This is a genomic window from Chondromyces crocatus (assembly GCF_001189295.1).
GTDB lineage: Bacteria > Myxococcota_A > Polyangia > Polyangiales > Polyangiaceae > Chondromyces > Chondromyces crocatus.
This window is the reverse complement of record NZ_CP012159.1, coordinates 5599789-5626267: the sequence shown is the minus strand read 5'-3', so window position 1 is coordinate 5626267 and position 26479 is coordinate 5599789. Positions and strand designations below refer to the sequence as shown.

At 71.1% G+C, this 26479-nt stretch carries 3 protein-coding genes; all 3 read right to left on the bottom strand.

The annotated features are described in order from the left end of the window. Positions 1-33: 33 nt before the first annotated feature. From CMC5_RS20590 to CMC5_RS20580, 3 genes are read right to left on the bottom strand one after another with little or no spacing between them, the layout of a single operon-like run. Positions 34-1242 (bottom strand): cytochrome P450, encoded by a 1209-nt coding sequence (locus CMC5_RS20590; RefSeq protein WP_050432015.1) that lies wholly within the window; start codon positions 1240-1242, stop codon positions 34-36. Further along, a complete protein-coding gene (locus CMC5_RS20585) occupies positions 1239-1982 on the bottom strand; it encodes an SRPBCC family protein (RefSeq protein WP_050432014.1) in 744 nt (247 codons plus the stop codon). The genes CMC5_RS20590 and CMC5_RS20585 overlap by 4 nt, the downstream gene beginning before the upstream one ends. After that, complete coding sequence (locus CMC5_RS20580) at positions 1979-26455, bottom strand: non-ribosomal peptide synthetase (protein ID WP_082362653.1); 24477 nt, start codon at positions 26453-26455, stop codon at positions 1979-1981. Before CMC5_RS20580 ends, CMC5_RS20585 begins: the two co-directional genes overlap by 4 nt. Positions 26456-26479 lie beyond the last annotated feature (24 nt).

The following is a 26479-nucleotide window of genomic DNA, read 5'->3' as shown; positions in this document are numbered from 1 at the left end:
GTCAGGGCCAGGCACCCGTCAGGTAGGCGAACATCAGGACCAGGCGACGTTGAGATGAGCGAGCCCTCGCAGCGCGGGGTTCGGTCGCCACGCCGGCGTGCTGTCCTCGAAGCGAAGCGACGGGAACCGCCGCAGCACCGTGCCGACGGCCACGGCGGCCTCGAGCCTGGCCAGCGGTGCGCCGAGGCAGAAATGGATGCCGCTGCCGAGGCTCACGTGGCGGCTGTCCGTGCGGGTGATGTCGAAGCGCTCCGCATCGGGGAAGCGGAGGGGGTCGCGGTTGGCCGCACCGAGGAGGAGCGAGACCATCTCGCCTTCCTCCAGCGTCCCATCGGCGATCGGGACGGGCTCGGCAACCACACGGATCACCTGGAGCGAGGGGCTCTCGTAGCGCAGCACCTCCTCGATGGCCTGCGGGAGCAGCTCGGGCTTCTCCTGCAGCGCGCAGAGCTGGTCGGGGTGACGCAACAGGGTGAACACGCTGTTGGCGATGAGGTTCATGGTGGTCTCGTAGCCGGAGCCGATGAGCACGAAGCAGGCGGAGAGCAGCTCGTCCTCGTCGAGGCGCTCGCCGCCCTCCTCGGCATGGACGAGGGCGCTCAGGAAGTCGTCGCCCGGCTCGCGCTCTCGCAGGTGGATGAGGGCGCGGAGGGCGCCGTACAGGGTGTCGACCAGCGCCTCGGTCTCGCCGATGGAGAGGCCAGCGCCGATCGGATCTTCGAGCTGCCGGAACCAGGCGAGGAATCGGGCCTGGTCGTCGCGCGGGAGGCCGATGAGGGCGCAGATGACGGTGCTGGTCAACGGGTAGGCCAGCGCCGCGATGAGGTCCATCCCCTTCCCTCTTGCCTGCGCGGCGTCGAGGAGATCGTCGGTGAGCGCCTGCACCTGGGGACGGAAGTCGCGGATCCTCCCTGCGTTGAACGCCTTGCCGACGAGCTTGCGCAGGCGAGCGTGGTACGGCGGGTCGGAGTTGGTCATCACCCGGCCGAGCTTGCGCATGAGGCGAGTCATGAGCTGGGTGTCGTTCTTCTGGGCCTGCATGGCGCGGATGATGCGGTCGCGGTCGTTGGACAGGCGCGGGTCGCGCAGGGCCTTCTCGATGTCGGCGTGGCGGCTGAGGTAGGCGACGCCGTGAGGGCTGCGGTAGAGCGGCTGTTCGTCACGCAGGCGCGCGTAGAGGGGGTACGGGTCGAGCTGGAACGCGGGCGTCGCCATGACCTCGGCGATGGTGGGGCTGCTCATGGTCGGGTCTCCGGACGGAACGCTTCGTCCAGCCAGGTGCGCCAGAGCTGCTCGGTCTTCGCCTCGTCGACGCCCTCGGCGAAGAGGTGGAGGCTCACGCCGATGGGCCAGCCCCAGGCGTTCCTGCCGAAGAAGCGGTACAGCCCGTCCCGGGTCCGCACGCCGAGGAAGGCCGGGTGCAGGTAGTCGACCACCGCGTCCTGCGGCCCGACCTCCGGAAGCTCGACGCGCACGGTGTCGCCCTCGGCGACGTCGTCGGGCAGGCCGAGGCGGCGGCGGAGCCTGAGGAGGGCGTCAGGTGCTTGTGAACCCGGGGGCGCGAGCAGCTCGACGAAGGCGGCAGGGCGGCCCTTGAAGTGGCTCAGGTACTGGCCCAGCGTGTGGTTGTAGAAGTTGGTGTGCTTCTCGGCGATGTCGCGCTGGAAGTCGAGATCGTCGATGGGCTTGCCATACTCGCGGTGAATCGTCGTGTGCATGACGCTGCCGCCATCGCGGGGCTCGATGCGGTACGCGAGCAGGGCCGAGAAGCCGTCCTCGCTGCGGAGGCAGGCGAAGTGGTGCGGCGGCTCCCAGGCGGTCACCGTGGAGGGACCGCGGGAGACGATGCCACCCACCCGGGGTTCGATCTCCATCTTGAAGACCCACCGCAGGTTGCCCGAGCCGGTGGTGACCGTCTCCCAGACCTCTTCGGGAGAGGCCGGGAGGGGGGTTGAGCATTCGATGTCGAGCGTCTGCGTCATGGTTCGGCCTTCGTTTCGTCGTTGCTGGGGCGCGCGTCCACGGAGGAGGCGAGGTTGCGAAGCTTGTCGGCCAGGATGCGTCCGATCTGCGCGAGGGGCGCGGGCTGCATCATGTGGTCGTGGCGGGCGTCGACGTCGTGGTCCTCGATGGCGCCGCTGACGTAGCGCTGCCAGAGGGCGGATCGGGCCTGGTCTTTGCGGCCGATCGTGGCGCCGAAGAACACGAGATCCCCGTCGAAGCGCGCGGGCCTGAAGTCGGTGATCAGGCTGGCGTTGTGGGTCATCAGCGCGACGAGGGTGGCGAGGTGACCCACGTCGAAGCTGGCGAGCGCGCTGCCCTGGCGGCGCAGCTCGTCGAGGACGTGGTCGTACAGGGCCTCGTCGTCGAGCGCCTGGAGGTCGTTCGGGTCGCGCTCGATGAGGCCGGCGAGGACGTCGCGGGGGCCGCGTACGAGGGGCTCGTCGAGCGTGAGGTCGACCATGGGGTAGGCGTCGAGGAGGGCGAGGAGGGCGACCGGCTCGCCGCGGCGTTGCAGCTCGGTGGCGACGGCGTGGGCGACGAGGCCGCCAGAAGACCAGCCGAGGAGGTGGTAGGGGCCCCGGGGCTGGACGGTCTGGAGCTGGTCGGCGTAGTCGGCGGCCATGGCCTGGACCGAGCCGGGGCGCGGCTCGGGGCGCGCGAGGCTGCGCGCCTGGAGGCCGTAGAGGGGCGTGGCCGGGTCGAGGTGGCGCATCAGGCCGCCGTAGACCCAGCTCATGCCGCCGCCCGGGTGCATGCAGAAGAGAGGCGAGCGGGTGCCCGAGGCGCGCAGGGGCAAGAGGACGTCGAGGGCATCGTCTCTGCGGTCGAGATCCAGACCGGCGGCGAGGCCAGCGACGGTGGGGGCCTCGAAGAGGCGGCGGAGGCCGAGGTCGACGCCGAGGGTGGTCCGGACGCGGCTGACGAGGCGGGTGGCGAGCAAGGAGTGGCCGCCCAGCGCGAAGAAGTCGTCGTCGATGCCGACGCGAGGCACGCCGAGGACCTCGGCGAAAAGGTCGCACAGGATCTGCTCGCGCGGGGAGCGAGGGCCGCGGCCCGCGGGCGTGAGGGTGAACTCGGGCGCGGGCAGGGCCTTGCGATCGAGCTTGCCGTTCGGGGTCAGCGGGAGGGCAGCGAGCAGGACGATTGCCACTGGCACCATGTACGCGGGGAGCTGCTGTTCGAGGGCGTCGCGCAGCGCGCCGGGCTCGGGCGCCTTGCCGGTCGCGGCGACGGCATAGGCGACGAGGCGCTTCTCGCCAGGGCGATCCTCGCGGACGACGACCGCAGCCTGCGCGAGGTCGGGGTGCGCGGCGAGCCGGGCCTCGATCTCGCCGGGCTCGATGCGGAAGCCGCGGATCTTGACCTGGTCGTCGGCGCGGCCCAGGAATTCGAGCGCGCCGTCTGCGTTCCAGCGGACCCGATCACCCGTGCGGTACATGCGCGTGCCAGGGTCGAACGGGCAGGCGACGAAGCGCTCGGCGGTCGAACCGGGGCGCCCCACATAGCCGCGCGCCAGGCCCGCGCCAGCGAGGTACAGCTCACCAGCGACGCCCCGAGGGACGAGCTGCAGGGCCTCGTCGAGGACGTAGGCGCGCGTGTTCGCCAGGGGCTTGCCGATGGGCACGGTGTGCTCGGGGCAGCGAGGAGCACGCAGGGCGTGGGCGGTGGCGAAGGTGGTGGTCTCGGTCGGGCCGTAGCCGTTGACGAGCAGGGTACCGGGGCAAGCGTCGAGCACGCGCTGGATCGAGGGCGGTGAGAGGGCCTCACCGCCCGTCCAGATCTCGGCGAGGCTGGCAAAGCTTGTGGGGTCCTCCTCCGCGAGGACGTTGAACAAGGCACTGGTCAGCCACAGGCCGGTGATCTTCTCGTCGATGAGGAGGCGCCGGAGGTCGTGGGTGGCGAGTTCGCCCGCGGGGGCGACGACGACCTGACCGCCGCCGAGCAGGGGGACCCAGAGCTCGTAGGTGGAGGCGTCGAAGGCCGGGGGCGAGTGCCAGAGCACCCGCGCTTGATGGCCCGTGCGCCAGCAGGGGTCGGAGGCCAGCTCGAGGACGTCGCGGTGGGTGATGGCGATGCCCTTTGGGATGCCCGTCGAACCCGACGTGTACATGACGTAGGCGAGCTGGTCGGGGTGGCGGGCGATGGGCGGCGTGCGAGGGTCGGCGGCGACGTCGACGAGGAGCGCGCTGGCGGGGCGCGCGGCGTCGAGCGTGTCGACGGAGGGCGCGTCGACCACGAGGATGGGAACGCGTCGCGGCAAGCGATCGTCGCTGCGGACCGCCTGGGTGAGGAGCAGCTTCGCGCCCGTCTCCTGGAGGATGTGCTCCATCCGCGCCAGGGGATGGCGGCCGTCCAGGGGCACGTAGGTGCCGCCCGCCTTGATGACGGCGAGGATGGCGACGACGAGGTCCAGGGAGCGCTCCAGGAGCAGCCCCACCGCGGTCTCCGGGCCGACGCCGCGTGACGTCAGGCGCTGCGCGAGCTGGTCGGCACGCGCGTTCAGCGCGGCATAGGTCAGCGTCGTGCCATGCGCGACCACGGCCGGTGCGTGGGGCGTCTCGTCCACCTGCGCCTGGAAGGCGGTGGCGAGGTCGACCTCGGCGACGGTGTGAGCCACTGCGCCGCCGCCGAGCAGCAACCGCTGACGCTCCTCGGGCTCGAGCAGGTCGAGGTGCCCGAGGGGCTGGTCGGGCTCGGCGAGCGCGGCACGGAGCAGCCTGGCCCAGCGCGCCATCAGCCGCTCTACGGTGGTCGGCTCGAACAGGTCGCTGCTGTACTCGATGGCGCCCTCGATGCCCTCGGCGGTGCCATCGGCGCCACGCCGCTCGACGAGGCTGACGGACAGGTCGAAGCGCGAGGTCTGGGTGCTGCCCGTGCCGATGGGTTCGACGTGCAAGCCGGGCAGCCCGAAGGCGCCCTCGGGGGCGTTCTGCACGGCGAGCATGATCTGGAACAGGGGGTGGTGGGACAGCGAGCGCGCCGGGTTCAAGGCCTCGACCAGGTACTCGAAGGGCACGTCCTGGTGGGCGTAGGCGGCGAGGGCGGCCTCGCGCACCCGGGCCACGAGCTGACGGAAGCTGGGGTTGCCCGAGGTGTCGGTGCGCAGGACCAAGGTGTTGACGAAGAACCCGACGAGGCCGTCGAGCGCCTGGTCGGTGCGGCCCGCGATGGGGCTGCCGAGGGGAATGTCATGGCCCGCGCCCAGGCGGGACAGGAGGGCGGCGAGGCCTGCCTGGAGCACCATGAACAAGCTGGCGCCGCTCTGGCGGGCAAGCGCGGCGAGGCCCTCGTGCAAGGGAGCGTCCCAGCGCAAGGGCAAGGCGCCGCCGCGGTACGAGGCCACCGGCGGGCGCGGGCGATCGGTGGGCAGGTCGAGCTGCTCGGGCACGCCGCGCAGGGAGTCGCGCCAGTACGCGAGCTGGCGGGCGAAGAGGCTCGCGGGATCGGAGGGGTCGCCGAGCAGGGTGCGTTGCCAGAGGGTGTAGTCGGCATACTGCACGGGCAGGGGCGACCACGCGGGCGCCTCGCCGTGGCACCTGGCGGCGTACGCGGCGGCGAGGTCCCGCGCGAGCGGTCCCATGGACCAGCCGTCGCCGACGATGTGGTGCAGGAGCACGAGCAGCACGTGGACGTCGGGGGTGACGGCGAAGAGCGCAGCGCGCAACGGCTGCTCGACGGACAGCTCGAAGCCGTGCCGCGCGGCAACGGCCAAGGCGTCGGGCAAGCTGGCCTCGTCGAGGACGGTGACGGGCAGCGCTGGGCGCGCCGCTTCGGCGTCGAGGATCACCTGGTGCGGCGTGCCCTCGATCTGGGGGAACACCGTCCTCAGGCTTTCGTGGCGCGTGACGAGATCACCGAGGGCCGCCTGCAAGGCCGGCCGGTCCAGTGGCCCGGTCAAGCGCAGCGCGAGGGGCATGTTGTAGGTCGCCGTGCGGCCCTCCAGCTGGTGCAGGAACCAGAGGCGGCGCTGGGCGAAGGAGAGGGGCAGCCGGTCGGGGCGCAGGCCGGGACGCAGGGCCAGCCGCGCTTCCTGGGCGTCACCGAGCTGCGGGGCGAGCCTGGCGATCGTGGGCGCCTCGAAGAGGCTGCGCAGGGACAGCTCCACACCGAAGGTCGCGCGGATCCGACCGATCAGCCGCGTCGCGAGCAAGGAGTGCCCCCCCAGGGCGAAGAAGTCGTCGTCGATCCCGACCTGTCCGAGACCGAGCACCTCGGCGAACAGGTCGCAAAGGAGCTGCTCCTGCGGGGTGCGCGCGGCGCGTCCGCCCCGGTCCAGGAGGACCTCCGGCGCGGGCAGCGCGTGGCGGTCGAGCTTGCCGTTGATCGTCATCGGCAGGCGCTCCAGGACCACGATCGCCGCCGGGACCATGTAGTCCGGGAGGCGCTGGCGGAGGTGCTCACGGAGCGCGACGATCAGGGCCCCCGCGCCACGCGCCGCCGAGGGGTCGTTCGTGAACGCCGACGGCGAAAGCCCGGCGACGTTCGCGGGGAGGTAGACGTCGACGGGGAGCCTCGACGCGGCCAGCTCGGCCGACACGAACAGCACGTCGACGGCGCCGAGCTCGGTTGATGACCAGGTGACGCCCACCCAGTAGCCGCGCTGCTCTCCGAGCGCGCAGAACGTCTCGGGATCGAGGTCGCCCAGGGGCGCGTCCGCCAGCATCGCCAGGAGGTCACGCGCGGGGCGCCCGTCCTCCAGTGCTTGTACGGCCGCAGCCTCCTGGGCGAGGCGGGCGTTCGGAACGCCGGTGATGCGCAGCGTCTCCGGACGCCGGGTCGACAGGAGTTCGGAGAGGGCGGCGAGGTCGCTCAGCTCGTCCCAGCGGGAGCGAGGGGCCTCGCCGAGCGGTAGTGGCGTGAGCGGCCGCTTGCGGAGGATGGCGTCGTACCGGTAGCGGGTCAGCTCGTTGTGGTGCTGGCCGCGCTTCAGGCGGATGTCGACGCCGCCGAGTTCGGGGAGCGTGGTCGCCAGCGCCGAGAAGAACTCCGGGGCGACGAGCAGCTCCTTCTCCACGAGCAGGGCGTGCTCCACGGCCCGGCGCAGGGTCGCCGCGTCGGCGCTCGCGTCGGCCCGGTGGACCTGGATGGCCGTGGCGAAGCAGCGCAGGAGCTTCAGGTTGCGGACATCGCCGATGAACAGGGTGCCGCCGTCGACGAGCAGGCGCAGCGCCTGCTTCACGACATCGATGAGGTACGCCGGGTTCGGGAAGTACTGAGCGACGGAGTTGAGGACGATCGTGTCGAAGACGCCCTCGGGCAGCCCCTCGGTGTCGTGGGCGGGCTGGGCGCGCAGCACCACGCGCTCCGCGATCTCGGGGTGGTGCCGGAGCTGCGCCGCGAGGGTCGCGATGACCGTCGCGGAGAGATCCGTGGCCCAGTAGCGTTCGCAGTGAGGCGCGATCTGCGAGAGGAGGAGCGCGTTGCCGGCGCCGATCTCCAGCACCCGCTTCGGGCGCAGGGACAGGATGCGGTCGACCGTCGCGTCACGCCAGGCGCGCATCTGCTCGACGGGGATCCCCTGACCGTCGTAGCTGCTGTTCCAGCCGCTGAAGTCCTGGCCCAGCTGCGAGGCGTCCACCGTGGCGTAGTGGGTCTCGTAGATCTGCTGCCACTCGCTCACCTGGTCGCGCGCCACCTGCTCGTCCCGGGCGCGGTCTCCCTGGTCCCCCGCGACGACGTAGGCGACGAGCCGCTCGTCCTCGGCGGGGCCGCCCTGGCGAACCAGCACCGCGGCCTGGGCCACCTCGGGGTGGAGCGCGAGCTGGGCCTCGATCTCGCCCAGCTCGATGCGGAAGCCGCGCAGCTTCACCTGCGCGTCGACCCGGCCGCAGAATTCGAGGTTCCCCTCGGCGTTCCACCGGACGCGGTCCCCGGTGCGGTACATGCGCTGACCGTCGCCGAAGGGGCTGGGGAGGAAGCGCTCGGCCGTCAACCCAGGCCGGCCCAGGTAGCCCCGCGCGAGCCCCGCGCCCGCCACGTACAGCTCTCCCGTGACCCCAGGAGGCACCGGCTGCAGTGCGTCGTCGAGCACGTAGACCTGCGCGTTGGCGATCGGTCGGCCGATGGCTGGACTGTGCGCCTCGGGAGGCAAGGCCTCGCTCATCGTGGCGCAGACGGTGGTCTCGGTGGGACCGTAGGCGTTGATCATCCGGCGCCCGGGCGCCCAGGTGGCCACGAGATCCGGGGTGCACGCCTCGCCGGCGACGACCAGGGTCATGCCAGCTGGCAGGTCGTGCGGCGCGGAGAGCACGGCCAGCGCGGCGGGAGGCAAGGTGGCATGCGTCACCGCGTGCCGCGCGAGCAGCAAGGCCAGCGCCGACCCTGGCAAGAGCTGCTCCTTCGGCGCCAGCACCAGGGCCGCACCAGACAGCAGCGCCATGTTCACATCGGCGAAGGAGGCGTCGAAGCTCGGCGAGGCAAACTGCAACACGCGGCTGTCACCGCGCACGCCGAACCGCTCGATGTGCGCGGCAGCCAGGCTGGCGATGCCTGCGTGGCTCACCACGACGCCCTTCGGCATGCCCGTCGACCCCGAGGTGTAGATCACGTACGCCGCGTGCAGCACGTCGACGGGCACGTCCAGGTTCGTCTCGGGGAAGGAAGCCAGCTCCTCGCGCGTGGCCTCGTCGTCCACGACCAGCCTGGGCGTGGTGACGTCCGCGAGAGACGCCGCCGGAGTCTCGCGGCTGGTCAGCAGCAGCGCGGGATGGGCGTCCGAAAGCATGAAGGCGATCCGCTTCGCCGGATACTCCGGATCCACCGGCAGGTAGGCCGCCCCGGCCTTCAGCACCGCCAAGATCGCGACCACCAGCTCGGGTGAACGCGGCAACGCCAGCGCAACGCGCTGCTCGCGCCCCACACCGCGCGCGTGCAACGCATGGGCGAGCTGGTTGGCGCGCGCGTTCAGCTCGCCATAGGTCAGCCGCCGGTCCTCGAACACGAGCGCCAAGGCATCCGGACTCACCTCGACCTGGGCCTGGAACAGCGCCGGGAACGCGGCCTCCGGGACCTCTCGGGCCGTGGCATTCCGCACGACGAGCAGCTCGTGGCGCTCATCGGCGGTGAGCAGGTCGATGGTGCCGATCGGCTGGCCAGGATCGGCCACCACCGCTTCCAGCAAGCGAACCCACCGAGCAAACAGCGTCTCGATCGTCGTGAGATCGAACCTGTCGGTGGCGAACTCGACATAGCCGCCCAGACCTTGCGGGGTGCCGTCCGCACCACGCACCTCGGAGAGGCTGAAGCCGAGGTCGAACTTGGAGGTCCCCGTGCGGGTCGGCACGAACGAGACGAGCAAGCCAGGCAGCTCGAACATGCCTTCGGGAACGTTCTGCACCGCGAGCAGCACCTGGAACAGCGGGTGGTGCGCGAGCGTCCGGGTGGGGTTCAGGACCTCGACCAGGTGCTCGAACGGCAGATCCTGGTGGGCGTAGGCAGAAAGCGCGGTCTCGCGCACGCGGGCGAGGAGCTGCGAGAAGCTCGGGTTACCCGACGTGTCGGTGCGCAGGACCAGCGTGTTGACGAAGAAGCCGACGAGATCCTCCAGCGCCCGGTCGGTGCGGCCCGCGATGGGGCTCCCGAGGGGGATGTCGTCGCCCGCGCCCAGCCGCGACAGGAGCGCCGAGAGCGCCGCCTGGAGCACCATGAACAGGCTGGCACCGCTCCGACGGGCGAGCTGAGTCAGTCCGCGGTGCAAGGTGGCATCGAGGGAGATCGGGAGGAAGTCCCCCTGGTACGAGGCCACCGGCGGGCGCGGGCGATCGGCCGGCAAATCGAGCTGCTCGGGCAGGTCGGCGAGGGCCCGCGTCCAGTGGTCGAGCTGGCGGCTGAAGAGGCTCTCCGGGTCCGTCTCGTCCCCCAGCAGCGTCCGCTGCCACAGGGCATAGTCGGCGTACTGCACCGGCAGCGGCGACCATGCGGGCACCTCGCCCTTGCAGCGCGCCGCATACGCGGTCGCGACGTCGCGTGACAGCGGGGCCAGAGACCAGCCGTCGCCAGCGATGTGATGAAGGAGGAGCAAGAGCACGTGCTCCTCCGGTCCCAGCACGAACAGCTCGACGCGCAGCGGGGGTTCGCTGGACAGATCGAAGCCGTACTGCGCGGCCCTCGCCAGCACCTCGCGGAGCGCAGACTCCGGGATCTCCGTAATGGACAGGGCGGGGCGCGCCAGGTCGGGGGGGAGGATCTGCTGAAACGCGGTGCCTTCCCGCTGCCCGAACGTCGTCCGCAAGCTCTCGTGGCGGGTGACCACGTCACCCAGCGCGGCCTCCAGCGCGCCGCGATCCAGACGCCCCGAAAGGCGCAAGGCCATCGGGATGTTGTAGGTGGCGGTGCGGCCTTCCATCTGGTGCAGGAACCAGAGGCGCCGCTGGGCAAAGGACAGCGGAACCTCGTCCGGGCGCGCCTGCGCGAGGAGCATCGGGCGCGTGCGGTCTCTGGCGTCGCCGTCGAGGTGCTGCGAGAGGCCGGCCACGGTCGGTGTCTCGAAGAGGCGGCGCACGCTCAGCTCCAGGCCGAACGTCGCGCGCACCCGGCTCACGAGCTGGGTGGCGAGCAAGGAGTGGCCCCCCAGCTCGAAGAAGTCGTCGTCGATCCCCACCTGCCCCAGGCCCAGAATCTCGCCGAACAGATCGCAGAGGAGCTGCTCACGCGGGCTCCGGGGGGAGCGGGCGGTGCGGAGCAGGCCGAGATCGGGGGCTGGGAGGGCGTCGCGGTCGACCTTGCCGCTCGGGCTCAAGGGCAAGGCGTCGAGCGGGACGATGGCCGCCGGGACCATGTACTCGGGCAGCCGCAGGGAGAGATCGTGGCGCAGTGCGCTGGGATCGAGCGCTTCGCCCCCTGCAGGGACGGCATAGGCGACGAGGCGCTTCTCTCCTGGCCGATCTTCGCGGACGACGACGGAGGCCTGCGCGATCGCGGGGTGGAGCGCGAGCTGGGCTTCGATCTCGCCCAGCTCGATGCGGAAGCCGCGCAGCTTCACCTGCGCGTCGACCCGGCCGCAGAACACGAGGTTCCCCTTCGCGTCCCACCGCGCAAGGTCGCCGGTGCGGTACATGCGCTGGCCGTCGCCGAAGGGGCTGGGGACGAAGCGCTCGGCCGTCACGCCCGGCCGGCCCAGGTAGCCCCGCGCGAGCCCCGCTCCCGCCACGTACAGCTCTCCCGTGACCCCGGCAGGCACGGGCTGCAGCGCGTCGTCGAGCACGTAGACCTGCGCGTTGGCGATCGGTCGGCCGATCGGTGGACTGTGTGCCTCGGGGGGCAAGGCCTCGCTCATCGTGGCGCAGACGGTCGTCTCGGTGGGGCCGTAGGCGTTGATCATCTGGCGCCCGGGCGCCCAGGCGGCGACGAGATCCGGAGCGCACGCCTCGCCGGCGACGACCAGGGTCATGCCGGCCGGCAGCTCGTGGGGCACGCTCAGGGTTGGCAGCACCGCGGGGGGCAAGGTGGCGTGCGTCACCGCATGCCGCGCGAGCAGCGACGCCAGCTCGGTCCCCGGCATGAGCTGCTCCTTCGGCGCCAGCACCAGCGCCGCGCCGGTCAGAAGCCCCATGCACAGCTCCCAGAAGGAGGCATCGAAGCTCGGCGAGGCGAACTGCAGCACGCGGCTCCCTGCCCCGACGTCCAGGCGCTCGCGGTGCGTCGCCGCCAGGCTGGCGATGCCCGCGTGGCTCACCACCACCCCCTTCGGCGTGCCCGTCGAGCCCGAGGTGTAGATCACGTACGCCGCCTGCTGCGCAGCCACGGGCGCGTCCGGGTTCGTCTCGGGAGCAGCAGCCAGCGCGGCCTGCGTGGCCGCGTCGTCCACGACCAGCCTGGGCGTGGCGAGGTCCGAGAGGGACGCCGCTGGGGTCTCGCGGCTGGTCAGCAGCAGCGCGGGGCGGGCATCGGAGAGCATGAAGGCGATGCGCGCCGCCGGGTACTCCGGGTCCACCGGCAGGTAGGCCGCTCCGGCCTTCAGCACGGCGAGGATCGCGATCACCAGCTCCGGTGAGCGCGCCAGCGCCAGCGCGACACGCTGCTCGGGTCCCACACCACGCCCGCGCAGGGTGTGAGCGAGCCGGTTGGCGCGCGCGTTCAGCTCGCCGTAGGTCAGCCGCCGGTCCTCGAACACGAGCGCCAGTGCGTGGGGGTCCGCCTCGACCTGCGCCTCGAACAGCGCCGGGAACGCCGCCTCGGGGACCGTACGGACCGTGGCGTTCCGCGCGTTCAGCAACTCGCGACGCTCGTCGGCGGCGAGCAGGTCGATGCGACCGATCGGCGCGTCGGGGTCGGTAATCGCCGCTTCCAGCAACCTGGCCCAGCGCGCCATCAGCGCCTCGACGGTCGCCTGCTCGAACAGATCGAGGCTGTACTCGACGGCGCCCTCGATGCCGAGCGGCACGCCGCGCGCGTCACGCCGCTCCGCGAGGCTGATGGTCAGATCGACCCGGGAACCGGCGGTGCTGCCCGTGTTCTCCGCGTCGACCTGCAAGCCAGGCAGCTCGGCATCGCTCTGCGGGGTGTTCTGGACCCCCAGCATGACCTGGAACAACGGGTGGTGCGCGAGGGAGCGCGCCGGGTTGAGGGCCTCGACGAGGTACTCGAACGGCACGTCTTGGTGGGCATAGGCTGCCAGCGCGGTCTCGCGCACGCGGGCGAGGAGCTGCCGGAAGCTCGGGTCCCCCGAGGTGTCGGTGCGCAGGACCAGCGTGTTCACGAAGAATCCGACGAGCCCTTCGAGGGCGTCGTCCGTGCGGCCAGCGATGGGGCTCCCCAGCGCGATGTCGTGGCCCGCGCCCAGACGTGAGAGCAGCGCAGCCAGGCCCGCCTGGAGCACCATGAACAGGCTGGCCCCACCCTGACGAGCGAGGCGCACCAGGCCCTCGTGCAAGCGAGCATCCCACCGCACGTCGATCATCCCGCCCCGGTGCGAGGCCACCGGGGGGCGCGGGCGATCGGCAGGGAGCGGGATCTGCTCGGGCAACCCCGCGAGCGCCCCGGTCCAGTACGCGAGCTGCCGGGAGAACAGGCTCTCTGGATCGGCGACGTCCCCCAGCAGGCGGCGCTGCCAGAGCGTGTAATCGGCGTACTGCACCGGCAAGGGGGACCACGCAGGGGGTGCGCCCAGGCGCCGTGCGGCGTACGCGGCGGCGAGGTCCCGCGAGAGTGGCCCCATGGACCAACCATCGCCGACGATGTGGTGCATCACCAGGAGCAGCACGTGGACGTCGGGGGACAGCGCGAACAGCGCGGCGCCCAGGGGCGGCCTGGAGTCCAGCGCGAAGCTGCGTCGCACCTCGGTGGTCAGCGCCTCGTGCAGTGCCGCTTCGTCGAGGGACGTCACGGTCAGCGTCGGCCGCGCTGCCTCGACATCGAGGATCACCTGGTGAGGCATCCCCTCGTTCGGAGGGAACACGGTCCTCAGGCTCTCGTGGCGGGCCACCACGTCACCGAGCGCCGCATCGAGCGCCGGCCGGTCCAGCGCTCCGGTCAGGCGCAGCGAGAGCGCCAGGTTGTAGGTCGCCGCATGGCCTTCCATCTCGTGCAGGAACCACAGGCGCCGCTGCGCGAAGGACAGAGGCAGCACGTCAGGACGCGGCTGCGCGCGGAGCGAGAGCCGCGCCGCCTGGGCCCCGTCGAGCTGCGACACCAGCCGGGCAACCGAGGGGGCCTCGAACAGCCGGCGCAAGGGCAGCTCGACGCCGAAGGTGGCCCGGATTCTGCCGATCAAGCGCGTCGCGAGCAGGGAGTGGCCACCCAGCGCGAAGAAGTCGTCGTCGATGCCGACCCGGCCCAGGCCCAGCACCTCGGCGAACAGCTCGCAGAGGAGCTGCTCCTGCGGGGTGCGCGCGCCCCTCCCCTCCCCTTGCAGCACGAGCTCCGGTTCGGGCAGCGCGCGGCGGTCGAGCTTTCCGTTCACGGTCAGCGGCAGGTGATCCAGGAGCACCACCGCGGCAGGCACGAGGGCCTCGGGTAGTCGCTCGCGCAGGTACTCGCGCAGCGCCTCGGGTTGCAGCGCGGCGCGCGACCTGGGGACGACGTACGCGATGAGCCACTTCCCTCCCGGCTGCTGGTCGCGGGCGACGACGGCCACCTGAGCGACTTCCGGGTGGGCGCTCAGGGAGGCCTCGATCTCCCCCAGTTCGATGCGGATGCCACGGATTTTGACCTGGTCGTCGATGCGACCGAGGAACTCCAGCTCGCCCCCTGGACGCCACCGCGCGTGATCCCCGGTGCGGTACATGCGCGCGCCCGGCGGGCCGAACGGGTCAGGGAGGAAGCGCTGCGCGGTCAGGGCGGGTCGAGCGAGGTAGCCACGCGCGAGCCCTGCGCCGGCGAGATGGATCTCCCCCGACAGGCCCGGCGCCACCAGGTCGAGCCGGTCGTCCAGCAGGTAGACGCGCGTGTTGTCGATCGGCTTGCCGATGGACGGCGGGAGCACGCACGAGTCGAGTTCGACCGGGAGCGTGCTGCCGGTGGCCACGTGCGTCTCCGTGGGACCGTAGTGGTTGTGCAGGCGCCGGCCGGGGACCAGCCGGTGGAAGGCGCGCACGTTGCGGCTCAGCGTCAACGCTTCCCCCGCCTGGGCGATGTCGCGAAGCTCCGGCAGAGGCAGTCCCCTCTCGATGGCGGCCTCGGCCAAGGCCTCGACGACCAGGTTGGGCGCGAACAGCTCTTCCACCCGGTGGATCGCGAGCCAGTCGGCCAGTCGCTCCGCGCTGCGCCGTACGGCGTCCGGGGGCACGATCAGGGTCTTTCCGAAGAGGAGCGTGGAAAGGATCTCTTGCGCCGAGACGTCGAAGCTCAAGGCCGTGAACTGCGCGACGCGGGTGCCTGCACCACTCGGCAAGGCGCTCTGGTGCCAGCTCAGCAGGTTCACCAGCGCGTCGGAGGGCATGACCACGCCCTTGGGGATGCCCGTCGATCCGGACGTGTAGATCACGTAGGCCGGGTGCTGCGGCATCAAGGGAGCGGTGCGGTCGGTGTCCGTCGGGTTCGTGGCGCGGTGACGGGACACCGCGGCGGCCGTGCCGGGATCGTCCACCACCAGGTGGGGGATCGCGGTGCCCTCGGGGATCGCGCGCGCCGTCTCCAGGCTCGCCAGCAGGACCGCGGGGCGGGCGTCGCTCAGCATCGTCGCGATCCGCGTCGCAGGGTATTCCGGGTCCACGGGCAAGTAGGCGGCGCCCGTTTTGAGCGTCGCCAGGAGCGCGACGATCAGCTCCGGGGTGCGCGGCAAGAGCAAGGCGACGAGGCATTCCGGGCCGACCCCTTGCGCGATCAGCGCGTGCGAGAGGCGGTTGGCGCGGGCGTTGATCTCGGCGTACGTCAGCGCGGCGGCCTCGAACAGCACGGCCGGGCGCTCCGGAGCCACCGCGGCCTGCGCCTCGAACAGCGCGGGGAGGCTGGTCTCGGGGACCGAGCGATCGGTGTCGTTATACGTGTCGAGCAGCGTCCTGCGCTCGTCGGCGGTGAGCAGTGTGATCCGCCGGAACGGCTGCTCGGGATCGGCCACGGCCGCTTCGAGGAGGCGGATCCACCGCGCCACGATCCCCTCGATGGTCGCGGGGTCGAACCGATCGCTCGCGTACTCGATCACGCCGTCGAGTCCCTCACGGGAGCCCCCGGGACCGCGGCGCTCGCTCAGCGCGAACAGCAGATCGAACTTGGCGGTCTCCAGCGAGACCGGCACCGCCGACACCCGCAGCCCGGGCAGGTCGATGCCGTCGCCCTCCTGGTTCTGCAGTACCAGCATCACCTGGAACAGGGGGTGGTGAGACAGCGAGCGGACGGGATTGAGGACCTCGACCAGGTACTCGAACGGCACGTCCTGGTGAGCGTAAGCGCCGAGGGCCGCTTCACGCGCTCGACCGAGTAGCTCGAGGAAGCTGGGATCTCCCGAGGTGTCGGTGCGCAGCACCAGGGTGTTCACGAAGAACCCGACGAGGTGATCGAGGGCGTGGTCCGTGCGTCCGGCGATCGGGCTCCCCACGACGATGTCATCCCCTGCGCCGAGCCGCGACAAGAGTGCGGCCAGGCCGGCTTGCAGCACCATGAACAGGCTGGCCCCCCCCTTCGCGGCGAGGTCGAGAAGCCCCTCGTGCAAGGCCGGACCCAGCTGGAACGGGACGACGCCACCCCGGTGAGAAGCCACCGCCTGGCGAGGACGGTCGGCGGGCAGCGGGAGCTGCTCCGGAAGACCGGCGAGGGCCCGGGTCCAGTACGCGAGCTGGGTGGCGAACAGGCTGTCCGGATCGCGCTGCTCGCCGAGGAGCCGGTGTTGCCACAGGGTGTAGTCGGCGTACTGCACGGGAAGCACGCCAAAGCCAGGAGCCTGGCCCTGACGACGCGCCAGGTACGCTGCGGTGAGATCGGCCTGCAGGGGCCCCATCGACCAGCCATCGCCGGCGATGTGGTGCAGCAGGAGCAAGAGCACGTGCTCGTCGGGGCCCAGCGAGAACACCTCGGCGCGCAGCGGGGGCTCGACCGCCAGATCGAAGCCCCGCTGCGTCGCCTCGGTCAGCAGCGCGGGCAGCGCGGCGGGGGTCGCGGGGGTGATGGTCCACGGGAGGAGCCCAGCGTCCACATCGAGGATGCGCTGGTGAGGCACCTCGTCGACGACGGGGAACACGGTCCGCAAGCTCTCGTGCCGAGCCATGACGTCGCCGACCGCGGCCTGCAAGGCCGGCAGGTCCAGCTCCCCCTGGAAGCGCAGGGCGAAGGGGATGTGGTAGGTGGCGCCGGAGCCATCCATCCGCTGCAGGAACCACAAACGCCGCTGCGCGAACGAGAGGGGCAGGACGTCCGGTCGCTCCGCGCGGGTCAGCGGCAGCCTGGACGCGCCCGCCGTGTCGAGGCGCGCCGCGAGCCCCGCCACGGTCGGCGCCTCGAAGAGCGCGCGCAGAGGCAGCTCCACCCCGAAGGTCGCGCGGATGCGCGAGACGACCTGGGTCGCGAGCAGCGAGTGCCCGCCCAGCGCGAAGAAGTCGTCCTGCACGCCGACCTGGCCGACCCCGAGCAAATGGCTCCAGATCTCGGCCAGCATCGCCTCGACGGGTCCTTGCGGGGCCACGAACTCGAAAGCTCCCTCGGCAGCAGGCTCCGGCGCGGGCAGCGCCTTGCGATCCACCTTGCCGTTCGGCGAGAGAGGCAACGAGGGTAGCGCGACGAACGCCGACGGCACCATGTACTCGGGCAGCTTCGCGCGGAGGTGCTGGCGGTACGCCTCCGTCGGGGCGTCGGCCTCGGCAGAGACCACGTACGCGACCAGCCGCCGTTCCGAGGGCACATCTTCACGCACCGTCACCACGCAGGCGCGTACCGCGGGGTGTTCGCCGAGCACGGCCTCGATCTCACCGAGTTCGATGCGGAAGCCGCGCAGCTTCACCTGATCGTCGATGCGCCCGAGGAACGCGAGGCTCCCGTCGGGCAGCCACCGCACGAGATCTCCCGTGCGATAGAGACGACCCGGGGTGTCGCCGAAGGGATCCGGGACGAACCGCTCTGCCGTCAGCGCCGGCCGGTTCGCGTAGCCCTGGGCGAGGCCGGCACCGCCGATGTACAGCTCGCCAGGGACACCGACGGGCACGGGCGCGCCGTGCGCATCCAGCACGTACACCCGAGCATTCGCGATCGGTTTCCCGATCGGTGGCGCCCCCTGCCCCCCTGGCGTGACCACGGCCGCCGTCGCCACGACGGTGCACTCCGTCGGTCCGTAATGGTTCACGAACGCGAAGGGCAACGCCACGGGTGGGGTTCGCCGCAGGACGTCGCCGCCCGTCAGCACCGCGCGCAGCCCGCCGCGCGTCGGCCACGGGAGGGTCAACAACGCTTCCGCGAGGGGTGTCGGGAGGAAGGCCACCGTCACCTCGCGCGTCACGAGGAAGTCCGCGAGCGCGGCCGGCGACAGGCGGGTCTCGTCGTCCACGATCAGGAGCGAAGCGCCCGCGATCAGCGCCGGCCAGATCTCCCACACCGAGGCGTCGAACCCCGGCGCAGCGACCTGCGTCGTGCGCTCTCCTGGCGAGAGCTGGTACGCCCCCACGTGCCACGCGCAGAGGTTCACGAGGCCCGCGTGCGAGAGCAGGACGCCCTTCGGCCGGCCCGTCGAGCCCGAGGTGTAGATGACGTACGCGAGATCCGCCGACGTCGTGCGCACGGGCGGCGCCACGGCGGGCCAGGCGTCGAGGGCCGCGCCATCAGCGTCGAGGAGCACCACCTGCGCGCCGTGCGTCGGGAGCCGCGCGACGAGGGCTGCCTGGGTCAGCAGCACGGTCGCGCCCGTATCCTCGAGCATGAACGCCAGCCGCTCGGCTGGATGGGCCGGGTCCAGCGGGACGTAGGCAGCGCCTGCTTTCAGCGCCCCGAGGGCACCCACGATCAGGTCGACGGAGCGGCCGACGCAGAGTGCCACCAGCGTCCCGGGGCCGACCCCCTGTGCTCGCAGGTGGTGCGCGACCTGGCTGGAGCGCGCGTCGAGTTCGGCGTAGGTGAGCTGCCGATCACCGTGGATCACCGCGAGGGCGCCAGGTGTCCTCGCCGCTTGCTCCATGAACAGCGCGTGAACGCACCGATCCTGCGCGGCAGCCGTCGCCGTGTCGTTCCACGTCACGAGGGACTGCTGGCGCTCGGCCTCCGTCAGGAGCGGCAGCGCGGACACCGGCACCTCCGGGTCACGCACCACCGCGCGCAAGAGGACGCCGAACTGACCGATGAGGCGCTCGACGGTCGCGACGTCGAACAGGTCCGTCGCGACCTCGAACACCCCGGCGAGCCCCTCGGCGTGCTCCTGCATCGAGAGCGAGAGGTCGAACTTCGAGGTCCCCGTCTCCACCTCCTCGGAGGTCACCACGACCCCTGGCAGACGGAGCCCGTCCATCGGCGCGTTCTGCAGCGCGAACATCACCTGGAACACCGGGCTCTGGCCGAGGCTCCGCTCCCCCCCCAACCGGTCGGCGATGCGCTCGAAGGGGACCTCCTGGTGGGCGTAGCTCGCCAGCGCCTCGTCCCGCATGCGCCCGAGGAGCGCGCGGAAGGTCGGATCACCCGAGAGGTCGGCGCGCAGGACGAGCGTGTCGACAAAGAGGCCGATCAGCCCTTCGAGCGCCTCCCGGTTCCGCGTGGCGATCGGGGTCCCGATGCAGAAGTCGACCTGGTTCGCGTGGCGCGCGAGGAGCACCGCGAAGGCCGAGAGCAAGGTCATGAACAGCGTCGCCCCCTCCTTGCGGCTCAGCGCGCGAAGCGCGACCGCGAGCGATCGAGGGAGCTGGAAGGTCAGCAGACGACCCTGGTGCGACGGCACCGGAGGCCTCGGGCGATCCGTCGGCAGGACGAGCGGCTGCGCTCCGGCGAGCTTGGCCTGCCAGTAGGTCAGGTGCGCCTCGAAGCCTTTTCCTCGTAGCTGGCTCCGCTGCCAGACGGCGTGGTCGACCGCCTGGACCGGCAGCTCGGAAAGGGGCGAGGACCGCCCCGCAACGAAGGCCTCGTAGAGCGCCTGCAGCTCACGCGCGAGGGTCCCCATCGACCAGCCATCGCTGATGATGTGGTGCATCGTCAGGAGCAGCACGTGCTCCACTTCCGACACGCGCAGGAGCGTCGCCCGGAAGAGCGGGCCTGCCGCGAGATCGAAGGGCGTGCGGGCCTCCTCGTCGATACGACGGCGCAGGTCCGACGGCTGGACGTCTGCGCGCGACATGGTCCAGCGCGTGGCCTCGCCGATCACCTGGTGGGCTCGCCCTTCACGGGACGGGAAGGTCGTCCGCAGCGCTTCGTGGCGGCTCACGATCTCGTGGAGGCTCTGCGCGAGCGCCTCCACGTCGAGCGGCCCCGCAAGGTGAGAGGCCATGGGGATGTTGTAGAACGCGCAGTTCGGCTCCAGCCTGTCGAGGAACCACAGCCGCTCCTGCGCGAAGGACAGAGGCAGCGCGCCGTCCCTCGCCACGGGTAGGAGGGGCTGCTCCTCCTGCGCGGCGTCACCCAGCTGCGCCGCATCGCGCACCGTCGCGTCGATCTTCGCCGCGAGTTCCGCCACGGTGGGCCCCTCGAACAGCGTCCGCAAAGGAAGGTCCACGCCGAACGCTGCACGGATGCGCGAGATCGCTCGCGTGGCCAGCAAGGAGTGGCCGCCGAGCGCGAAGAAGTCGTCTTGCGCGCCGACACGCTCGATCCCGAGCAGCCCGCCCCAGATCTCGGCGAGCAGCGCCTCCACGGGCGTGCGGGGCGTGACGAAGGAGGGGCCGCCCTCCGGGCGCTGCTCGGGCGCAGGCAGTGCCCGGCGGTCCACCTTGCCGCTCGGGGTCGAGGGCAGCGCATCGAGGACGACGAAGGCCGCCGGGACCATGTACTCGGGCAGCTTCGCGCGCAGGTGCTCGCGGTAGGCCGCCGTCGGGGTGCCCCCCTCGTCGGGCACCACGTAGGCCACCAGGCGCTTGTTCCCGGGGACGTCCTCGCGCGCCATGACCACGCACGCGCGCACCGCAGGGTGCTGCCCGAGCACCGCCTCGATCTCTCCCAGCTCGATACGGAACCCCCGGATCTTCACCTGCTGATCGATCCGGCCCAGGTATTCGAGTTCTCCTGCACCGTTCCACCGCGCGAGATCCCCGGTCCGGTACAGGCGCGCCCCGGACCGCGTGGAGAATGGGTCTTCGACGAAGCGCTCGGTGGTGAGCGCCGTGCGCCCGAGATACCCCCGCGAGACCCCCGCGCCTCCGACGTACATCTCGCCGGACACCCCGATGGGCACGGGATTGCGTGCAGCGTCGAGCACGTACACCTGCAGATCAGGGATCGGACGCCCGATCACGCTCGACCAGGGTCTCTCCAGGTCCCCCCGGCTCAGCGGCCGGTAGGTGACGTGCACGGTCGTCTCGGTGATCCCGTACATGTTGACCAGCACCGGGGCGCCATCGTCGTGCCGATCCCACCATGACCGCAGCTCTCCGACGTCGAGCGCCTCACCGCCGAAGATCACGTGCCGCAGGGAGAGCGCCGCGCGCGTCTCCGCGGGAACGCTCCCGTCCACCCGGACGAACTCGCGGAACGCCGACGGTGTCTGGTTGAGGACCGTCACCTTCTCGCGGACCACGAGTGCGTAGAACGCCTCGGGATCCCGGGCCACCGCCTGGGGAACGATCACCACACGGCCGCCGTGCAGCAGCGCCCCCCACAGCTCCCAGACGGAGAAGTCGAAGGCCACCGAGTGGAACATCGTCCACACGTCCCGCGCGTCGAACCGGAACCACGCCGCCGTCGCCGAGAACAGCCGGGCGACGTTGCCGTGCTCGACCATCGCCCCCTTCGGTGTCCCCGTCGATCCCGACGTGTAGATCACGTACGCGGTGGTGCTCGGCGTCGCGTCGGAGTCCGGGGGCGCAGCGGGCGCCTGCGCGATCGCTGCCCAGTCGGCGTCCAGCCGCACGAGCCGCGCTTCGCTCTCGGGCAGCAGGTGCGCCACCCGCGCCTGGGTGACCACCACCTTCACCTGCGTGTCACGGACCATGAACGCCAGGCGATCTTGAGGATAGGCGGGGTCCAGCGGCACGTAGGCACCGCCCGCCTTCAGGATCCCGAGGAGCCCCACGACCATGTCGAGTGACCGCTCGACGCACAACCCGACGAGCCCGTCGGCGCGCACGCCCAGGCCCCGAAGGTGATGGGCGAGGCGGTTGGATCGGACGTCGAGTTCGGCATACGTGAGCTGCTCTCCACCGCAGCTCACCGCGATGGCATCCGGTGTCCTCGACGCCTGCTCCATGAACAGCGCATGAAGGCAATCGACCGCCGGTCGCTCCAGCCCCCCATCGTTCCACGTCACCAGCACGCGATGCCGCTCGTCCTCCGTCAGGAGCGGCAGCCTCCCGAGCGACGTGTCCGGGTCCTTCAAAACCGCGCTCAGGAGCACGCCAAAGTGCCCGGCGAGCCGCTCGATCGTCGGCGCATCGAAAAGGTCCGTCGCGTACTCGAACACGCCGGAGAGCCCCTCGGGACCCTCCTGCATGGAGAGGGTCAGGTCGAACTTCGCCGTGCTCGTCGTCTCCAGCGCGGTCGAGAGCACGAGCCCCGGCAAGCGAAGCGTGTCCACCTGGGCGCTCTGAAGGACGAACATCACCTGGAACACCGGGCTGTGCCCGAGGCTCCGCGAAACGCCCAGCCGCTCCACCAGCCGCTCGAAGGGGGCGTCCTGGTGGGCATACGCGACGAGCGCCGCCTCGCGGATGCGCCCGAGGAGCCCCCGGAAGCTGGGCTCTCCCGACAGATCGGCGCGCACGACCACCGTGTTGATGAAGCACCCGAGCAGCCCCTCGACCTCGCGCCGCGTCCGCCCCGCCACGGGCGTCCCAACGCAGAAATCGAGCTGGTTCGCGTGCCGGCTCAGGAGCACCGCGAAGGCCGACAGCAGCGTCATGAACAGCGTCGCGCCTTCCTTGCGGCCCAGCGCCCGCAGCCCCTCGCCGACCTCGCGAGGGAGCTGGAACGTGATGGTGCTGCCCCGATGGGACGCCACGGGCGGCCGAGGCCTGTCCGTCGGCAAGGTGAGCGGCGGCGCGCCCGACAGCCGCTCCTGCCAGGTCGCGAGCAGCGCATCCAGGCGCGCCTCGCTCAGCACGCGCCGCTGCCACAGGGCGAAATCGGGGTACTGGACGGTCAGCGCAGGCAACGGCGAAGGCTCCCCCGCCGAGAAGGCCTCGTAGAGCGCGCCCAGCTCCCGCACGAGCCCCCCCGTCGACCAGCCGTCGCCGATGATGTGGTGCATCGTCAAGAGCAGCACGTGCTCTCGCTCCGACAGCCGCACCAGCGTACTGCGGAGCAGCGGCCCCTCGGCCAGGCGGAACGGAGCCCGAGCTTCCGCTTCGATGCGCCGTCGCAGGTCGTCCGCAGGCACCTCGACGAGGGGCAAGGCCCAGTCGCGGGGCGGCGTGACGACCTGGCGGGCCTGCCCGTCGGTCACCGGAAAGATCGTCCGTAGCGCCTCGTGTCGGCGCACGATCTCGCCAAGGCTCTGCTCGAGGGCGCGCACGTCGAGGCTCCCCGCGAGGCGCACCACCAAGGGGATGTTGTAAAAAGGACTGTCGGGTTCGAGCCTGTCCAGGAACCACAGCCGCTCCTGGGCGAACGACAGGGGAACCTCTCCCTCCCGCACCACCGGCACCAGGGGCAGCTCGTCGAGCGGTCGCCCTCCCTGCCGCGCCGCTTCGATCTCCGCAGCGAGCCTCGCCAGCGTTCGTGCCTCGAACACGCGAAGCATGGGCAACTCGACGCCAAAGGCAGCGCGGAGGCGCGAGATCAGCTGCGTCGCCAGGAGCGAGTGTCCCCCCAGCTCGAAGAAATCATCCTGCCCCCCGATCCGCCCGACGCCGAGCAGCCCGCTCCAGATCTCGGCGAGCAGCTCCTCGACCGGCGTGCGTGGCGCCACGAAGACGCGGCGGTCCTCGGCGCGTCCGTCGGGTGCCGGGAGGGCCTTGCGGTCCACCTTGCCGTTCGCGCTGAGCGGAAGGACGGGCAAGGCAACGAACGCCGACGGGATCATGTGATCGGGCAGCTTCGTCTTGAGGTGCGCGCGCAGCGCAGCGATCGAGCCCCCCTCGTCCTCCGCCGCGAGCACCACGTACGCGACCAGGCGCACGTTGCCCGGCTCGTCCTCGCGCGCCATGACCGCGCAGGCGCGCACCGCGGCGTGCTGCTCCAGCACCGACTCGATCTCCCCCAGCTCGATCCGGAAACCACGGATCTTCACCTGGTGGTCGATGCGGCCCAGAAACTCGAGGTCGCCCCCCTCCCGCCAGCTGCAAAGGTCGCCGGTGCGGTACATCCTGGCCCCGGGCGGCCCGAAAGGATCGGGGAGGAAGCGGGTGGCGGTGAGGTCTGGGCGCTCCAGATAGCCACGCGAGACGCCAGCGCCGGCGATGAAGAGCTCACCCGGCACGCCGATCGGGAGCACCTGCATCGCAGGAGAGAGCACGTAGACCTGCGTGTTGGCGTTCGGCTTACCGAGAGGGACCGAGGCGTCGGGCGACGGCTTTCCTTCCCAGTACGACACCGTGATCGTCGTCTCTGTGGGACCGTAGGAGTTGATGAAACGGCGCCCACGGGCCCAGGCCATGGCCGCACCGACAGGACAGACCTCCCCCCCCACCATCAACACACGAAGCGCCGGAAGGTCGCGCTCATCGAGCATTGAGAGCGCGCTCGGTGGAATATGGGCGACCTCCACGTTCCGGGCCCGCAGAAGTTCCGTCAGTGCGGAGCAAGAGCGCCGTTGTTCGGTCGACGCGAGCACCACCACGCCGCCTCGGATCAAGGTCGCGAAAATCTGGGAGAGAGAAGGATCGAACGAGATCGAAGCGAACTGCAGGACCGGGGTCCCCTGACCGATCTCCAGAAGCTCGGCCTCATGGTCCACGAGATTGACGAGCCCCGCGTGCGTGCACATCACGCCCTTCGGCGTGCCCGTCGAACCCGATGTGTAGATGACGTAGGCGAGGTTGTCCGACCCGACATCCACCCCTGGAGCCCAGCGGGGCCACGCAGCCAGCAGCGGGGCGTCCGCGTCGAGGCGCACCACCCGCGCCGAGATCGCTGGCAGCCGCTCCACCAGCGACGCGTGCGTGAGCAGGACGCTCGCATGAGCGTCCTCCAGCATGAACGCCAGCCGCTCCGGTGGGTACGCCGGATCCAGCGGCACACAAGCGCCACCCGCCTTCACGATCCCCAGGAGCCCCACGACCATGTCGAGGGATCGCTCCACGCACAGGCCCACCAGCACCTCGGCCCCCACGCCCTGCGCGCGCAGGTGGTGTGCGAGCTGGTTGGAGCGGGCGTCCAGCTCGTCGTAGGTGAGCTGCTCCTCTTCGAAGCACACCGCGATGGCGCCCGGTGTCCGCGAGGCCTGTTCCCTGAACAGCGCGTGGATGCACGTCGCCTGGCGGAAGTCCCTCGCCGTCTGGTTCCAGTCGACCAGCAGCTTCCGCCGCTCCACGCCGGACAGCAACGCCAGCTCCGACAGACGCCGGGCCGGGTGGGTGACCACGTCGAGGAGCAGTGCCTCGAAGTGGCTCACCATCCGCTTCATGGCGGCGCGGTCAAACAGATCCGTCGCGAAATCGAGCTTCCCCTCGAGGCCCTCGGACGTCATGTAAAGGACCATGGAGACGTCGAATTTCGCCCCCCCCTTCACAGCCGCATCGATCTCCTCGAAGTACGGTGTCCACCGCACGTCGGCGGCTTCGAGCGTGCGGAACGAGTAGTTCTCGAGCACGAAAGAGGACTGAACCAGTGGGTTGAGGTGTCCTCGGCGCGAGGCCCCCACGGCCCGGACGATGTCGTCGAGGGGAACCTCCGCGTGAGGCAGCGCTTCCCGCACCACGCCGTCGACCCGCGCCACGAGTTCGAGGAACGTCAGGTCGGGCTCCAGCGCGCAGGGCAGGACGAGGGTGTTGGCGAAGAACCCGAGAAGGCCATGCAGCTCGGGGTTCCTGCGCATGGCCGTGACCGTGCCGACGGGGAAGTCGGTCTGGCCCGTGTAGCGGTGGAGCAAGGCGACCCAGGCAGCCAGAAGGACCCTGAACAGGGTGCTCCCGTGCCGCGCCGCGATCGACTCGAGCCCGGTGGTCAACGCGGGCGGGTAGACGAACGTCACGAAGTCCCCGGCGTACGTGGGCGCTTCGACCTTGCGCCCGAAGGGGAGCTCCAGCGCGGGGAGGTCCGAGAGGCGGGTCTGCCACCAGGTCAGGTGCTCGGCAAAGCGCGACGTCTGCCGCGTCTGGGCCTCCCAGACGACGAAGTCCGCATGGGTGATGGGAAGCGGGGATAGACGAGGCGGCGCTCCCTCGCAGAGCGCGCGGTAGAACGCGAAGAGTTCTGCCGGCAGGAGCATGAGCGACCGCCCGTCGGTGACGGCGTGGTGCTGCGTGACGAGGAGGACGTGCTCATCGTCCTTCAGCGCCACCAGCGTCATCCGCACGACAGGCCCGACGCCGAGGTCAAGGGGCGTGAGGCTGTGCTCCATCGAGAACTGAGAGAGACGCTGGGTCCGGGCCTCGGGCGGTACCTCTCGGAGGTCCAGGATGGGCAGCTCCACCTCGCCCGGGGGGCTGACGATCCCGAAGACTTCCCCGTCGGCTTCGTGAAGCAGCGTGCGGAGCACCTCGTGTCGCTCGAAGAGCATGGCCGCGCTCTGGCGCAACAACGACGGGTCGAGCGGCCCCTCCATGCGCACGCAGAGGTGCACGTTGTACAGCGTGCGATCGGCCGCGATCCGCTCCATCAACCAGAGTCGCCGCTGCCCCGACGATGCCGGCACCCTACCCTCACGCCGCGCAGCCTCCGCCAGGCCAGCCAGCACGCTCACGCCCGACGCCGCAGGACGCACCGGCTCGACCGCGAACTCGGCCGAGAGGGGGGTCGTGGTGTGGTCCCGATGCGTCGTGACGTCTTCCGGCTTCGGTCGAACCGGACCTGCGATGCTGGTCATGACTGAACGTGAGCTCCGTTCGGC

Coding starts and splice junctions, on each gene's coding strand:
- CMC5_RS20580 (WP_082362653.1), bottom strand. CDS start 26,455: ATGACCAGCATCGCAGGTCCGGTTCGACCGAAGCCGGAAGACGTCACG.
- CMC5_RS20590 (WP_050432015.1), bottom strand. CDS start 1,242: ATGAGCAGCCCCACCATCGCCGAGGTCATGGCGACGCCCGCGTTCCAG.
- CMC5_RS20585 (WP_050432014.1), bottom strand. CDS start 1,982: ATGACGCAGACGCTCGACATCGAATGCTCAACCCCCCTCCCGGCCTCT.